The 14,591-nt window shown below is 68.1% G+C and carries 16 protein-coding genes; 4 read left to right on the forward strand and 12 right to left on the reverse strand.

The genetic code is table 11. From position 1 onward, the window contains the following. Positions 1-20: 20 nt before the first annotated feature. The gene (gene infC / locus BHD05_RS13045; RefSeq protein ID WP_161887546.1) at positions 21-1,091 is read right to left on the reverse strand and encodes a translation initiation factor IF-3; all 1,071 of its coding nucleotides are present in this window, start codon (positions 1,089-1,091) and stop codon (positions 21-23) included. A gap of 295 nt (positions 1,092-1,386) precedes the next feature. Between infC and BHD05_RS13050 the strand changes: the two genes are divergently transcribed. Continuing rightward, positions 1,387-1,755 carry a DUF1844 domain-containing protein gene (locus tag BHD05_RS13050; protein WP_161886808.1) on the forward strand — a complete coding sequence of 123 codons (369 nt, stop codon included), beginning with the start codon at positions 1,387-1,389 and terminating at the stop codon, positions 1,753-1,755. 35 nt (positions 1,756-1,790) lie between these two features. Further along, entirely contained in the window at positions 1,791-2,414 is a 624-nt protein-coding gene (locus BHD05_RS13055; protein ID WP_202614223.1) for a thermonuclease family protein, read from the forward strand. Positions 2,415-2,646: 232 nt separating this feature from the next. Here BHD05_RS13055 and BHD05_RS13060 read toward each other — a convergent pair whose 3' ends face one another. Genes BHD05_RS13060 through BHD05_RS13085 form a run of 6 tightly spaced genes read right to left on the reverse strand, consistent with a single transcriptional unit; the run spans position 2,647 to position 7,044 of the window. Beyond that, positions 2,647-3,447, reverse strand: coding sequence for an SseB family protein (locus BHD05_RS13060; protein ID WP_161886809.1), 801 nt, complete (start codon positions 3,445-3,447; stop codon positions 2,647-2,649). After that, entirely contained in the window at positions 3,447-4,196 is a 750-nt protein-coding gene (gene priA, locus BHD05_RS13065) for a bifunctional 1-(5-phosphoribosyl)-5-((5-phosphoribosylamino)methylideneamino)imidazole-4-carboxamide isomerase/phosphoribosylanthranilate isomerase PriA (protein ID WP_161886810.1), read from the reverse strand. Before priA ends, BHD05_RS13060 begins: the two co-directional genes overlap by 1 nt. Positions 4,197-4,237: 41 nt before the next feature. Next, positions 4,238-4,879: an imidazole glycerol phosphate synthase subunit HisH gene (gene hisH / locus BHD05_RS13070; protein WP_161886811.1), complete on the reverse strand. Its 642-nt coding sequence runs from the start codon at positions 4,877-4,879 to the stop codon at positions 4,238-4,240. A 2-nt stretch (positions 4,880-4,881) separates the two neighbouring features. Further along, positions 4,882-5,487, reverse strand: a complete 606-nt coding sequence (gene hisB / locus BHD05_RS13075; protein ID WP_161886812.1) for an imidazoleglycerol-phosphate dehydratase HisB — start codon at positions 5,485-5,487, stop codon at positions 4,882-4,884. 9 nt (positions 5,488-5,496) lie between these two features. After that, positions 5,497-6,588, reverse strand: coding sequence for a histidinol-phosphate transaminase (locus tag BHD05_RS13080; protein WP_161886813.1), 1,092 nt, complete (start codon positions 6,586-6,588; stop codon positions 5,497-5,499). Positions 6,589-6,648: 60 nt separating this feature from the next. Next, the gene (locus BHD05_RS13085; RefSeq protein WP_161886814.1) at positions 6,649-7,044 is read right to left on the reverse strand and encodes a LysM peptidoglycan-binding domain-containing protein; all 396 of its coding nucleotides are present in this window, start codon (positions 7,042-7,044) and stop codon (positions 6,649-6,651) included. A 291-nt stretch (positions 7,045-7,335) separates the two neighbouring features. Here BHD05_RS13085 and lexA point away from each other — a divergent pair, with 291 nt between their 5' ends. Further along, complete coding sequence (gene lexA / locus BHD05_RS13090; protein WP_161886815.1) at positions 7,336-8,037, forward strand: transcriptional repressor LexA; 702 nt, start codon at positions 7,336-7,338, stop codon at positions 8,035-8,037. A gap of 84 nt (positions 8,038-8,121) precedes the next feature. Here lexA and hflX read toward each other — a convergent pair whose 3' ends face one another. Further along, a complete protein-coding gene (gene hflX / locus BHD05_RS13095) occupies positions 8,122-9,657 on the reverse strand; it encodes a GTPase HflX (RefSeq protein WP_161886816.1) in 1,536 nt (511 codons plus the stop codon). Positions 9,658-9,699: 42 nt separating this feature from the next. Here hflX and BHD05_RS13100 point away from each other — a divergent pair, with 42 nt between their 5' ends. After that, the gene (locus BHD05_RS13100) at positions 9,700-10,308 is read left to right on the forward strand and encodes a class I SAM-dependent methyltransferase (protein WP_161886817.1); all 609 of its coding nucleotides are present in this window, start codon (positions 9,700-9,702) and stop codon (positions 10,306-10,308) included. 17 nt (positions 10,309-10,325) lie between these two features. Here the strand turns inward: BHD05_RS13100 and dapF are convergent, their stop codons facing one another. The 4 genes from dapF to BHD05_RS13120 all read right to left on the reverse strand — a co-directional run bounded on the left by dapF (position 10,326) and on the right by BHD05_RS13120 (position 14,560). Then, a complete protein-coding gene (gene dapF / locus BHD05_RS13105) occupies positions 10,326-11,198 on the reverse strand; it encodes a diaminopimelate epimerase (protein WP_161887548.1) in 873 nt (290 codons plus the stop codon). A 2-nt stretch (positions 11,199-11,200) separates the two neighbouring features. After that, positions 11,201-12,157: a tRNA (adenosine(37)-N6)-dimethylallyltransferase MiaA gene (gene miaA / locus BHD05_RS13110; RefSeq protein ID WP_161886818.1), complete on the reverse strand. Its 957-nt coding sequence runs from the start codon at positions 12,155-12,157 to the stop codon at positions 11,201-11,203. A 20-nt stretch (positions 12,158-12,177) separates the two neighbouring features. Beyond that, positions 12,178-13,740, reverse strand: coding sequence for a tRNA (N6-isopentenyl adenosine(37)-C2)-methylthiotransferase MiaB (gene miaB / locus BHD05_RS13115; protein ID WP_161886819.1), 1,563 nt, complete (start codon positions 13,738-13,740; stop codon positions 12,178-12,180). 157 nt (positions 13,741-13,897) lie between these two features. Then, positions 13,898-14,560, reverse strand: a complete 663-nt coding sequence (locus BHD05_RS13120) for a regulatory protein RecX (protein WP_161886820.1) — start codon at positions 14,558-14,560, stop codon at positions 13,898-13,900. Positions 14,561-14,591 lie beyond the last annotated feature (31 nt).

The raw sequence follows: 14,591 nt of genomic DNA on the forward strand, positions 1-14,591 counted from the left end.
CTCTCCTCGTATCTGTCGTACTACTTGGCGCCGGGCGTGCCCGGCGCTACATCTGCTGGTGCAGCTTTGGGGGGCTGCGGCGTCGCCGGAGCCTTGGGAACGGCCGGAGCCTTGGGCGACGGCTTGGGAACCGCACCGCTCGGCTTCGGCGTCGCGACGGGCTTCGCCGGCGCGGCGGGAGCGGCAGGTGCCGCCGCGGCCGGGGCCTTGGGGGCGGGGGCTGGGGCTGGGGCGGCCGCTGGGGTCGCCTTCGCTGCAGGCTTAGCTTCGGCCGGCTTCACGTCAGCTGCCTTCGCAGCGGGAGAGCTGGTTTCGGCGGCTTTCGCGACCGGGGCCTTCGCCTCCGGCGCCTTCGACTCGGGGGCCTTGGCGTCGGCTGGCTTTTCCTCGGCGACCGGGGTCGTCTTTGGTGCGGGCGCAGACCTGGGGGCCTCGGCGGCCTTCTTCACGGCAGGAGCCGCGTCGGCGATCAGGGTCGATGCGGCTGGCGCGCTCGTGGTTCCGGGGGCGGCAGCGGGGCGCTCGGCGCGAGCCGGCTTTGACGCGGCGCGCTTGGCCTCGGACTCGGCCTTGGCTTCGGACTTGTTCTTGACCGGCCCGATGACCATGACCATGTTGCGACCGTCGATCATCGGCGTCGACTCGACCGAGCCGAACTCCGCAACATCCTCGGCGAAGCGCTGCAGCAGACGTACACCCTGCTCGGGGCGCGACTGCTCGCGACCGCGGAACAGGATCATGGCCTTGACCTTGTCGCCGGCCTTCAGGAAGCCCTCGGCGCGCTTGCGCTTGGTCTCGTAGTCGTGCGTGTCGATCTTGAGGCGGAAGCGCACCTCTTTGAGGATCGTGTTCGCCTGGTGGCGGCGTGCTTCTTTCGCCTTCTGGGCGGTTTCGTATTTGAACTTGCCGAAATCCATGATCTTGGCGACGGGAGGCTTGGAATTGGGAGCTACCTCAACCAAATCCAGGTCGGCCTCCTGAGCGAGACGAATAGCGTCTTCAATGCGCACGACACCGACCTGCTCGCCGGCTGGGCCAACAAGTCGGACCTCCGGTACGCGGATTCGGTCATTGGTACGGGGATCGCTGATGCGTTACTCCTTGGGTTCGCTTTCGTGTGCCTGACTGGGTGCCGGCGGTGCCGACATCAGACGAAAGAAGGAGTTTCACGCACAGCCGCAGTTCTCTCCCCAGAGATGAATTCCGTGGGTTTCACTGCAAACTGGCCCGGCGCCCTGGCTACCTTCGAGCAACCTTCTGCTCGTCGGCGGGGTGCCAACAACCCGGTAACCTGAAGAAGCGGTAACCGCGGGTGGGAGAATCTCCACTTTCGTTCCGGAGCTGTAAGGCCCCGGAGCCGACAGAAGTCTAACAGAGGAACCAGCCATGAGCGATAACGCGCACATTCACGAGTTTTCAGCACCGGATGATGCCGAGAACGCAGCACGCGACATCGCCGATGTGCCCGCGATCGAGGTCATCAACACGGTCGCCGTGCACCTGTTGAGCGCCGCCGCCGTGAAGTGCGGCCTCGCCGACGACCCGGACTCCCAGTTGGACCTCGACGAGGCGCGCAAGCTCATCAACGCGCTCGCCGGGCTCGTCACCGCTGCCGCGCCCGACCTCGGCGACCAGCACGCGAGAGCCCTGCGCGACGGGCTGCGTTCGGTGCAGCTCGCCTTCCGCGAGGCATCCCCCTTCCCGGATGCGCCGGGCAAGGGCGCCGGCGAGAAGTACACCGGCGCGGTCAACTGACTCGCATCGCCGCCGTTCTGGCCTAGGTTTTCGCTATGAACGAGTGGCAGATCAGGAACCGGCGTCGTGCGGCCGGTCAACGACTCGGCATTGCCGTCGTAGTGATCGCGGTGTTGGCCGGTGCCTGGGTCTGGGCGTCGATGCCGGACGACCTGTCCCCTGGGCCCACTGCACCCGAGGGCACGACATCCGAGGGCACGGCATCCGAAAGCACGGCATCCGAGGGGATCCGGCCGGCGGATCGCGCGGTCATCGACAGGGTGATCGACGGTGACACCGTCGACGTGCTGCTCGACGGCGCCGTGACGCGAGTGCGGCTGCTCAACATCGACACCCCCGAGACGAAGAGGGAGAACACCCCGATCGAGTGCCTCGGGCCCGAGGCATCCGACTTCCTCGCGGCTCTGCTGCCCGTCGGCTCGACCGTCAGTCTCGAGTACGACGTCGAGCGCGCCGACCAGTACGGGCGCACCCTCGCGGCTGTGTTCACGTCAGACGGGCAGAACGCGAGCGTCGCGATCGCGGCGCGCGGGCTGGGCTACTCGGTGCTGTTCGAGCCGAACGACCGCTACCTCGCCGACGTCGAGCGGGCGGAGACGGATGCCCGAAACGCCAGCCTCGGCCTCTTCGACCCGTCGGTCGGCTGCAACGCCGGATAGGGTCGCTCGCGAACTCGTCCCAGTGTGCTGGGCCCACGGCATCCGGCGCCACGGCTTACGCACTCTGGCGCGCCCGGCACCGTCTCGCCCGCATCCGCCGCAACCGTGTCAGCGCCCGTTTGTGACAACCGCGCCCGCTCGAGCGGGCGCACCCGTTACAAACGGGCACAAACACCATCGAGGCCGGCGCGCGTGGTCGGACGCAACCTCGGCCCGGACAACCTGCAGCGGGTCACCCCTCGGGCATGTCCGACGGGCCCGCCGCAAGCAGCCGCACCGCCACGCTGTCGACCCGGGCCGCGATGACCTCCGAGGCGGACCACCGCTCCTGAAGCCGCGCGACGACGGCCGAGAGGGCGGACTGGTCGAGCCCGGGCGCGAGCTCGAGCACCACCACGAGCTCGGGGCCCGCAAGCCGCGCCCTCGGATCACCCGCTGCAAGAGAGACCGCGAGCACCTGCTGCTCCGCGTCCGCCGAGTTCGCGAATTCCGCTGCAACCTCTGGGTCGAGGTAGCTCGGTACCCACGGTAGCTGCTGCGCGATCGCCCACACCGCCGGTCGCCGGATCGCGAACTCCGTCTCCGACATCGGGTCGAGGACGACGAGGTCGGTGTGCTCGCTTGCGGCGGCGAGGCCGACGCGCACGGCATCCGCAGGCACAGGCCTGGCCAGCGGATTCCAACGGCGCATGCTGTCAACCGAACTGAACACCGGCATGACGCCGCGGCCGTCCGGCCCCGCCACAGTGACGATCGAGAGGTCGGCGCTCTTGTCGATCCTGAGGCCGGTTGGCCCGACGCCGGCCTCGGCGAGTTCGGCGACGAGCGGGATGAGCAGCCTGGAGGCGCGGATGACGTCGACGACCGCGGCCGCAGCGACCTCGCCCGAACGAAACCCGCGGAGGATCTCGATCAGGGCCGGCGCGGCCGAGCCGTCGTCGTCCGACGGTGCCGCGTCACCGAAGCTCCTGCCCTGCCAGGGTGTGCCGGCCGAGTCGGCCGCCCCGTGTCCGTCGTGCTGCTCGAGCGGCATCAGTCGCTGGCGACGTCCAGCGCCTCGGCGAGGGTGAACGCTTTCGCGTAGAGCGCCTTGCCGACGATCGCGCCCTCGACGCCGTACCGGACGAGGGAGCGCAGGTCGGCGATGTCGTCGAGGCTCGCGATGCCACCGGAGGCGATGACCGGCTTCTCGGTGCGGTCGGCAACCTCGCGGAGCAGGGAGAGGTTCGGACCCTGCAGCGTTCCGTCCTTCGTGACGTCGGTGACGACGTAGCGGGCACATCCGGCCTGCTCGAGGCGGTCGAGAACCTGCCAGAGGTCGCCGCCCTCCTCTGTCCAGCCGCGCGCCGCGAGCGTCGTTCCGCGCACATCGAGTCCGACCGCGATGGCCTCGCCGTACTCGGCGATGACGTGGGCCGCCCATTCCGGGTTCTCGAGTGCAGCGGTGCCGAGGTTGATGCGTTTGGCGCCGGTCGCGAGCGCAGCCTCGAGGCTCTCGTCGTCACGGATGCCGCCGGACAGCTCGATCATGACGTTGCCTCGCACCTGGCGGATGACCTTCTTGATCACTGCGTGGTTGTTGCCGCGACCGAACGCGGCGTCGAGGTCGACCAGGTGGATCCACTCGGCGCCCTGGCTGGCCCAGTCGGCCGCAGCATCGATGGGGTCTCCATAGTTGGTCTCGCTGCCAGCGGCCCCCTGGGTGAGGCGGACCGCCTTGCCGCCCGAGACATCGACCGCGGGCAAAAGGATAAGGCCGGGGGTCTTGTTGAACTCGCTCATGTGATCTCTCTGAGACTGGGGTTGGGGTGAACTCGACGAGCCTAGTTCTTGTTGAGGCTCGTGATCCAATTGGCGAGCAGGCGGATGCCCGCGTCGCCGGATTTCTCGGGGTGAAACTGGGTTGCGGTGAGCGGCCCGTTTTCGACAGCGGCGAGGAATCGCGCTCCGTGCTCGGACCAGATCAGGCGCGGCGGCTCGAACGGGCGGGACGTCTCGAGGGTCCATTCCTGGGCCGCGTAGGAGTGCACAAAGTAGAAGCGTTCGTCTCGGATGCCGTCGAACAGCATGGAGTCGGCGGGAGCCTCGACCGTGTTCCAGCCCATGTGCGGCAGGATCTCCGCCGGCAGCTCGGTCACAGTGCCCGGCCATTCGCCGAGACCCTCCGATTTGATTCCGCGCTCGACGCCGCGCTCGAACATGATCTGCATACCAACGCAGATGCCGAGCACCGGGCGTCCGCCGGCGAGCCGACGGTCGATGAGCTCGGCGCCGTGGACGGTGCCGAGCGCATCCATGACGGCGGAGAATGCACCGACCCCTGGCACGAGCAGTCCGTCGGCCTCGGCGACCTTGCGCCGATCGGCGGTCAGTTCGACGTTCGCCCCGGCGCGCTCCAGCGCCTTCACCGCGGAGTGCACGTTGCCGGAACCGTAGTCGAGGACGACGACGTTCGGAGTTGTCACGGCTACAGCGCCCCCTTGGTGGAGGGGATACCCTGCACTCGGGGGTCGAGTGCGACCGCCTGGCGGAGGGCGCGCGCGAAGGCCTTGAACTCCGCCTCGGCGATGTGGTGCGGGTCTCGGCCGCCCATCACCGTGATGTGCACGGTCAATGCGGCGTGGAAGGTGATGGCCTCGAAGACGTGGCGCACCATCGAACCGGTGAAGTGGCCGCCGATGAGGTGGAATTCGAAGCCGGCGGGCTCGCCGGTGTGGACGAGAAAGGGACGCCCGGATACGTCGACAACGGCTTGGACGAGCGCCTCATCGAGCGGCACGAGGGCGTCGCCGAACCGGGCGATCCCGGCCTTGTCTCCGAGGGCCTGGCCGATGGCCTTGCCGAGCACAATTCCGATGTCTTCGACGGTGTGGTGCACGTCGATCTCGATGTCTCCCTTGGCCTTGACCGTCAGGTCGATGAGGGAGTGCTTCGCAAACGCCGTGAGCATGTGGTCGAAGAACGGCACGGATGTCGTGATGTCGGTAATTCCCGACCCATCGAGATTGAGCGTGAGGTCGATGCTCGACTCGCTCGTCTCGCGCTGAATGTGCGCGGTGCGCTGACTGGTCATCCGTCAATCCTAGCGAGCGGGCTGAGGGCGCCCGAGCCCGGCGAGGGCGTCGAGGAACGCCGTGGTCTCGGCCTCGGTTCCCGCCGTCACCCGCAGGTGCCCGGCGATCCCGATGTCGCGGATGATGATGCTCTGGGCGAGCAGGGACTCGAAGACCGCGTGCGGGTCGTCCACCCCGCCGAAGAGCACGAAGTTCGCGGCGCTCGGCCAGGCGTGGTAGCCGAGAGTCGTGAGCTCGACCACGAGGCGGTCCCGCTGGCCCTTGATGTCGTCGACCATCGCGAGCATCTCGCCCGAGTGCGCGAGCGCAGCGATCGCGGCCGCCTGGGTGAGGGCCGAGAGATGGTACGGCAGTCGGACGAGCCGCAGCGCGTCGGCGACCGCCGGGTCGGCTGCGAGGTAGCCGACGCGGGCCCCTGCGAAGGCGAACGCCTTGCTCATTGTGCGGGAGACGATGAGTCGCTCGCGGCCGTCGAGCAGGGTCAGCGCGGTGGCGGAATCGGCCGGCGCGAATTCCGCGTAGGCCTCATCGACCACGACGATGCCGTCGGTCGCGTCGTAGGCGGCGGCGATGGTCTCGAGCGAGACGGAGGTTCCCGTCGGGTTGTTCGGGGAGCAGAAGAACACGATGTCGGGGCGGTGCTCCCGGATGGCGCGGACCGCGGTCTCGGGGAGGATCTCGAATCCGTCGTCTCGCTCAGCCGCAATCCACTGGGTGCCGGTGCCCGCGGCGATAATCGAGTGCATCGAGTAGGTGGGTGGGAAGAGGAGAAGGGTGCGTCCCGGACCGCCGAATGCCTGGAGGATCTGCTGCAGCACCTCATTCGACCCGTTGGCCGCCCACACGTTCTCGGCCGTCAGTCCGTGGCCGAGGTAGCCGGCGAGGCTCTCGCGCAGCTCCGTGAATTCCCGGTCAGGGTAGCGGTTGACCGTGAGCACGGCCTCGGCCAACGCGATGACGATGTCCCGGGCGACGGCCTCGGGGACCGGATGCGTGTTCTCGTTCACATTGAGGGCGATGCGAACATGCTCCTGGGGAGCGCCATACGGCGTCAGGCCTCGAAGATCGTCACGGATGGGAAGGTCACTGAGCGAAGTCACCTCCCCAGTTTAAGGGCCCATCCGGTCACGACAGCGCCGGGCGCGGGCCCCGCGGGCGGGTCAGTTGGAGTACTTGGCAGGCAGGGCGAGCTGCTGGCCGGGGTGCACATCGGCGCTGCCGAGCTGGTTTAAGTGCAGCAGGTCGGACACGACGTCGCGCGGGTCGGCGGCTGGCGCGATGGACTGGGCGAGCTGCCAGAGGGATTGGCCGCTGGATACCTGAACATACTCGAAGCTGGTCGACGAGGACGAGTTCGACGCTACGGCCACTCCGCCGTTGAGCGCGAAGGCGCCCGCGGCGGCCACGAGCGGCAGGGCCACGAGGGTCGTCAGCACAAGTCGACCGCGGCGGGTGAGTCGCAGGTGCGACGCGCGCACCGTCGGGGTGGTCGTCCGGGTGGTCGTCGAGGGACCCGTTGAACTCAGGGTGCGTGCCGTCAGTGTGTGTGAGGTCATTGTCTTGCCCTTCTGTCGACGAAAGCGATCGAGCTTTCGTATCCGGCACTCGGCCGGGAGTACCGGATACGAAGCTCTGTTCCGAACATACATTCGATTAGTCCGGCATTCAAGTCAGTCTTCGAACATTTGTGCCAACTTTTCGTCGACACAGTCGAAGATAGGTTTGGCGGGAGCCCCAATCGTGGATACAGTTTCGATTGTCTGGACCACACACAACCAGCGACCACTGACATCGGTGATTCGTTCGGCCCCGCCGGTGCAGATAGGACCCCGGAATGAGGAGCATTCGTGCACGAGAACCAGCAGGACAGGCCGGCCAGCGAGTCGACTGAGCGAGCGGGAACCCGCCGTCGCAAGAGCCTGAGCGAGAAGCAGCTGGCTATTCTCGACGCGATCCAGCGATCCGTCGCCTCCCGCGGGTACCCGCCGAGCATGCGGGAGATCGGCGATGCCGTCGGCCTGTCCTCTCTCTCGAGCGTCACCCACCAGCTCAACCAGCTCGAGCTGAGCGGCTACCTGCGCCGCGACCCGAACCGGCCGCGGGCACTCGAGGTTCTCATCGACCTGCCCCGCACTGACTCGGGCACCGTCTCAGACAACCCGACGCCGGTCGGCGATGCCGCGATGGTACCGCTGGTCGGAAGGATCGCGGCCGGCATCCCGATCACGGCAGAGCAGCAGGTCGACGAGATCTTCCCGCTCCCCCGCCAGCTCGTCGGCAAGGGCGACCTGTTCATGCTCAAGGTGTCGGGCGACTCGATGATCGACGCGGCGATCTGCGACGGCGACTGGATCGTCGTGCGTCAACAGAAGACGGCGGAGAACGGCGACATCGTCGCTGCGATGCTCGACGACGAGGCCACCGTGAAGGTGTTTCAGCAGCGCGACGGGCACACCTGGCTGCTTCCGCGCAACTCCGCGTTCGCACCGATCCTCGGCGACTTCGCCGAGGTGCTCGGCAAGGTCGTCGCGGTCCTCCGCGCGGTTTAGCTAGGCTACCGGCCCCGCTGCGCGGCGGTTCCCTGGGGCTCAGACGGCGGGGACCCAGACGGCTGGGACTCAGACGGCGGGGACTCAGACGGCTGGGGCCAGTACGAACTCCGCGACGGCCGCCCGGAGCTCCTCGTCGACGAGCACGTGCATGCGGGTGCCGTTCTCGTCGTAGCGGGTGTCGAGCACCCGCGCATGATCGTGAAGCCTGGTGACGACGTCACCGCGGCTGAACGGGATGAGCAGATCGAGCTCGATCCGCGGAACGGGCAGCAGTTCCGAAATCCGCGTCAGGATCTCGTCGACGCCCTCGCGCGTGCGCGCGGATGCGAAGATCGCGCTTGGCTCGAGGCCCCGCAGCACGAGCCGCTGGTCGTCGTCGATGAGGTCCGACTTGTTGAACACCACAATCTCGGGAAGGTGACGTGCATCGACCTCGCCGATCACATCGCGCACCGTGGTGAGTTGGCTGGCGGGGTCGGGGTGGGAGCCGTCGACGACGTGGACGATGACATCGGCATCCGCGACCTCCTCGAGGGTCGACCGGAACGCCTCGACGAGTTGATGGGGAAGATTGCGCACGAACCCGACGGTATCGGTGAGCGTGTAGGCGCGGCCGTCGGGAGTCTCGTTCTTGCGCACCGCGGTGTCGAGAGTCGCGAACAGCGCGTTCTCGACGAGTGCTCCCGCGCGGGTGATGCGGTTGAGCAGCGACGATTTGCCCGCGTTGGTGTAACCGGCGATCGCAACGGACGGCACCGAGTTGCGCACGCGGTTGGCCCGCTTCGCCTCCCGCGACGGCTTGAAGCCCTCGATCTGCTTGCGCAGCCTCGACATGCGGGTGTGGATGCGGCGGCGGTCAAGTTCGATCTTGGTCTCGCCCGGGCCTCTCGAGCCCATGCCGTTGCCGGCGCCCACCTGGCCACCGGCCTGGCGGGACATCGACTCGCCCCATCCGCGCAGCCGTGGCAGCAGGTACTCGAGCTGGGCGAGTTCGACCTGGGCCTTGCCCTCTCGGCTCTTGGCGTGCTGGCTGAAGATGTCGAGGATGACGGCGGTGCGGTCGATGACCTTCACCTTGACGATGTCCTCGAGCGCACGCCGTTGGCTCGGGGCCAGTTCGCCGTCGACGATCACCGTGTCGGCGCCGGTCGCGGCGACCACTCCACGCAGTTCCTCGGCTTTGCCCTTGCCGAAGTAAGTGCTGGGGTCGGGGTTCGGACGGCGTTGGAGCAGCCCGTCGAGGACCACTGCACCCGCAGTCTCGGCGAGGGCGAACAGCTCGCGCATGGAGTTTTCGGCCTCGAGCACGTTGCCTTGGCCGTAGATGCCGATGAGCACGACGCGCTCGATGCGCAGCTGGCGATACTCGACCTCTGTGACGTCTTCGAGCTCGGTCGAGAGACCGGCCACACGGCGCAGCGCCTGGCGGTCCTCACGCTCGGACTGATCGCCGTCGTGGGTGTTGTCCGAGTTCTCGTCGAAGGTGCGCGGCTGGAGGGCTTGGGCGCCATGGGGCGTGAAAAGGGTGTATCCAGCTGGCTTCGCCGACGAGTTCGACAGGACTCTGTCGATGACGCCGTCGTCGTCTCCGTGCTGCGTGGGATCTGGTTCAATCATTGGGTTAACCCTAGCCTCTCCTCTTTGGGTAGGTTCTGTTAGATGACAAGTGAGCACTACTTCTCAGCGAAGCCCGAGAGTGAGCTCAAACTCCGGCGTTTCTCGGTGACTCTCGCCGGCCGCCAGGTCGAGCTGACCACCGCAGGCGGCATATTCAGCCCCGAGCGCATCGACGCCGGCACCCAGGTGCTGCTTGGCAGCATCCCGAAGCCGCCTCCCGGAGGCAACCTGCTCGATCTCGGCTGCGGCTGGGGACCGATTGCGCTCACCCTCGCACTCGAGTCACCGAACGCCACGGTCTGGGCCGTCGACGTCAACGAGCGTGCTCTCGATCTGGTGCGTCGCAATGCCGCCGAACTGGGCCTCACGAATGTCAACGCCTGCCTGCCCGACGATGTTCCCGCCGACATGAGCTTCATGACGATCTGGTCGAATCCGCCGATCCGGGTGGGCAAGAACGAGCTGCACGGCTTACTCGAGCGTTGGCTGCCGCGGCTCGAGCACGCTGCCGACGCCTGGCTCGTCGTGCAGCGCAATCTCGGCTCCGACTCGCTGCATCGCTGGCTCGAGGGCTCATTGCCGGAGGATTGCTCAGTCATCCGCTCGTCCACCAGCAAGGGCTACCGCGTGCTGCGGGTGCGGCGCCGCTAGCGGCAGGACGATGGGCGCTAGAGACTGAGGTCACCCTCGAAGACGAGCTCCGCCGGACCGCTCAGGGCCACGTGCTCGCCGTCCTCCGCCGCGAACATCCGCACGCCGAGAGTGCCTCCGGGTACCTCGACCCTCCACTGGTTCGGTGCGCCGGCACCCGCCCAGTATCGGGTGGCCAGCGCTGCGGCGGCCGCTCCGGTGCCGCAGGAGAGCGTCTCCCCGCTGCCGCGCTCGTGCACCCGCATGCGGATGTGACCCACTCCGTCGATGACGAGCGGGTCCATCGGCACGACGAACTCGACGTTCGCCCCCTCCGGCGCCTCCGGCTCGAGGACCGGGATGAACGACAGGTCAGCACTGTCGAGTTCCTCCTCGCTGGCCAGAGCGACGACCACGTGCGGGTTTCCGAGGTTGATGCCCAGTCCGGGTCGGGCGACCTGGAGGTTCTTGGCGCGCACGAGGGGCTCGCCGCCGTCGAGCAACCATCGGCCGAGGTCGACCTGGTACCCGCTGCGGTTGCCCTGCACGTCGCGCACGCCGCCGCGGGTGCCGATGACCATCGTCTCGCCTGGTCCGAGCTCAGCAAGGCCGTTGTCGACGAGGTAGCGGGCGAAGACGCGGATGCCGTTGCCGCACATCTCCGACGGCGACCCATCGGCGTTGTGATAGTCCATGAACCATTCCGCCGAGTCGTCCTCCGCGAGGGCGGCGGCCCCCTCCGGCAGGCTTCGCGAGCGCACGGCGCGGATGACGCCATCGCCTCCGACACCAAAATGCCGGTCGGCGATGGCGGCCAGCTGCGCCGTGCTCAGGTCGATCTGTCCGTCGGGGTCAGCGAACAGCACGAAGTCATTGCCCGTGCCGTGGCCCTTGGTGAAGTGGATGGTGATGCTCACTCGTCAATGGTAGCCAGAACGGTGGCGGCCAGGACGCGATCGATCGCGGCGCCGCTGACCGGCGCATCCTCCGCACCGGGCGCGGTGCCGCCGGCGAACCAGATCGTGCCCGGATACCGCCTGAACCAGCCGACCTGGCGCCGGGCGTAGCGGCGGGTGAGCGCCTGGGTTTGCTCGATCGCCTCCTCCTCCCCGAGAGTGCAGTGCAGCTGTGCGATGGCCTGCGAGTAGCCGATGGCGCGGCTGGCGGTCACCCCGCGCTCGAGGCCTCGACCGATCAGGGCCTCGACCTCGGCGAGGAGGCCCCCGCTCCACATCATCCGCACCCGCTCATCGAGCCGCTCGACGAGCTCGGCGCGCGGAACCTGCAGTCCGAGCACGGTGGTCGGAGTCCAGAGCGCGGACTCGTCGGGCAGCCCCGACCCGAAGGGCTCCCCCGTCATCTCGATAACCTCGAGGGCGCGCACGATGCGCCGGCCGTTGTGCGGACCGATCGCCGTTGCCGCCGCCGGGTCGAGCTCAGTCAGGCGGCGGGCAAGCGTGCCGGGGCCAGCCTCGAGCAGCTCGGCCTCGAGCCGGGCGCGGATGACCGGATCGGTGCCGGGAAACTGGAAGTCGTAGATGACCGACGAGACGTACAGGCCGGATCCGCCGACGAGGATCGGCACGGCGCCGCGCTGGTGGATCTCGTCGATGGCCGTGCGGGCCGCGAGCTGGTAGTCCGCGACGCTCGCCTCGGCCGTCACGTCGAGCACGTCGAGCAGGTGGTGCCGGATGCCGCGCCGGTCGGCGACCGGCAGCTTGGCCGTGCCGATGTCCATGCCCCGGTACAGCTGGGAGGCATCCGCGTTGACGATCTCGGCCGCACGCCCGGCATCCGCGAGCCGCTCGGCGATGTCGAGGGAGAGCCCGGACTTGCCGGTGCCGGTGGCGCCGACGACCGCGATCAGCATGGGCTCTCGCCGATGCTCGATCAGCGTTCGCCGTCGGACGGGTCGTAGATCGGCGCCGTCGATACACGAAGGGTCGGCAGTCCGAGCGAGACGCGACCGGGCGCCGAGGGCACCGAGCCCGCCACGGCTGGCACACCGCACGAGTCTGCCTCGGCGCGGTCCCACGCGTCGCCCGCACGGGTGCGCCGGATGGCGAGCGGCGAGTGGTCGGCGCTGTCGGCGATGAGGTGGAACGGTTTGGCGTCGCTGATCACGACTGTCACGACGTCGCCCGGGCGGGGAATGTCACTGTGCGGCGGCACCTCGAAGTGCACGAGGCGCGAATCCTCGGCGCGCCCGGAGAGCCGATGGGTGCTCGCGTCTTTCTTTCCCTCAGCACCGACGAGCACGTTGACGGTGTGGCCGACGAGTTTCTGGTTCTCCTCCCAGGAGATGCGGTCCTGCAGCGCGGTGAGGCGTTCGTAGCGCTCCTGCACGACGGCCTTGGGGATCTGGTCGGGCATCGTCGCCGCGGGCGTTCCCTCACGGATCGAGTACTGGAACGTGAATGCCGAGGCGAACCGGGCGAGCTCCACCACGCGGAGGGTTTCCTGAAAGTCCTCCTCGGTCTCCCCGGGGAAGCCGACGATGATGTCCGTGGAGATCGCGGCGAGCGGGATTCTCGCGCGCACCCGGTCGAGGATCCCGAGGAACTTCTCGGAGCGGTAGCTGCGGCGCATGGCCTTGAGCACGCGGTCGGAGCCCGACTGCAGCGGCATGTGCAACTGAGGCATCACGGCATCCGTCTCGGCCATCGCATCAATGACGTCGTCGGTGAAGGCGGCGGGGTGCGGGCTCGTGAAACGCACCCGCTCGAGTCCCTCGATGGTTCCGGCCGCGCGCAGCAGCTTGCCGAACGCCTGGCGGTCGCCGAACTCGACGCCATAGGAGTTGACGTTCTGGCCCAGCAGCGTCACCTCGATGGCGCCGTCGTCGACCATGGCCGCGATCTCGGCGAGGATGTCGCCGGGGCGGCGGTCCTTCTCCTTGCCGCGCAGCGCGGGCACGATGCAGAAGGTGCAGGTGTTGTTGCAGCCGACCGAGATCGATACCCAGCCGCTGTGAGTGGACTCGCGCTTGGTCGGGAGCGTGGAGGGGAAGACATCGAGCGATTCGAGAATCTCGAGCTGCGCCTCTCCGTTGTGCCGCGCCCGCTCGAGCAGCGCCGGCAGCGATCCCATGTTGTGAGTGCCGAACACCACGTCGACCCAGGGCGCCTTCTCGAGGATGACGTTCTTGTCTTTCTGGGCCAGGCATCCGCCGACGGCGATCTGCATGCCCTCGTGTTCCCGCTTGACCGAGGCGAGCATGCCGAGGTTGCCGTAGAGCTTGTTGTCGGCGTTCTCCCGAACGGCGCAGGTGTTGATGACCACGACATCGGCTCGCGCGCCTGCGGCAGCAACGTAACCGGCGGCCTCGAGCGAGCCGCTCAGCCGCTCGGAGTCGTGAACGTTCATCTGACAGCCGAAGGTGCGGACCTCGTAGGTTCGCGCTGCGACAGCCTCGGATGCGGCGGGGGCGGATGCTGGCGCGGTGATGGTCATGATCCCAAAAGCCTAACCCGCTTGGCGGCCCGCCCATCCTGACAGCACCGGCCGTCCTGACAGCACCGGCCGTCCTGACAGCATCATCGGCCGTCCTGACAGCATCGGCCGTCCTGACGGCACCGGCCGTGACCACGCCGGCGGGATGGCGCCGCCGTCATCGGAAGCGGACGGCCGAGCCCCCCGCATCGAGCGCCTCGTCGACTGCGGTGCGGATGACGCTCGACGGATACCCCTTGCGCATGAGGAATGCCGTGAGTCGGCGCTTCGCGGTGGTCTGGTCGAGCGACCGCAACTGCGGGGCTCGCTTGTGCGCAAGCTCCTTGGCTCGCTCGAGTTCGCTGTCGTCGCTGAGCTGCTCGAGAGACTCCTCTATCTGCGCCGGATCGATGTGCCTGCGGCGCATCTCCGCAATGAGCGCGCTGCGCCCGAGGCCTTTGCGCTCGTGCTGGGTGCGCACGATCGTCTCGGCCAGCGACGCGTCGTCGATGAGACCGACGCTGGCGAGCCGGTCGAGCTCGGCCTCGACCTCGTCGGGATCGAGTTCCCGAGCCACCAGGATCTGCTCGAGCTCCCAACGGGACATTCCGCGACGCGTGAGTGCGGTCATACTCACGTTGGCCGCACGATCCGCCCGGCGCGCTGCGGCCTTCTCCGACGCAGTCGCAGCGACCTGTTCCGGTTCCGCCTCGGTGACCTGCTCCGGTTCCTCTGGCAGTTCCTCGAACGCCACCTTGCGGATCGGCGTCACGGTGGCGAGAGGGACACTCTCGCCACCGCCGGTCGGCTCGACGTACCAGCCGTCGGTCGGCCGCGTCACGATACTGCCCCGGTGGCGGTCGGGCGTGCGC

Source organism: Marisediminicola antarctica (genome assembly GCF_009930795.1).
Lineage (GTDB): Bacteria > Actinomycetota > Actinomycetes > Actinomycetales > Microbacteriaceae > Marisediminicola > Marisediminicola antarctica.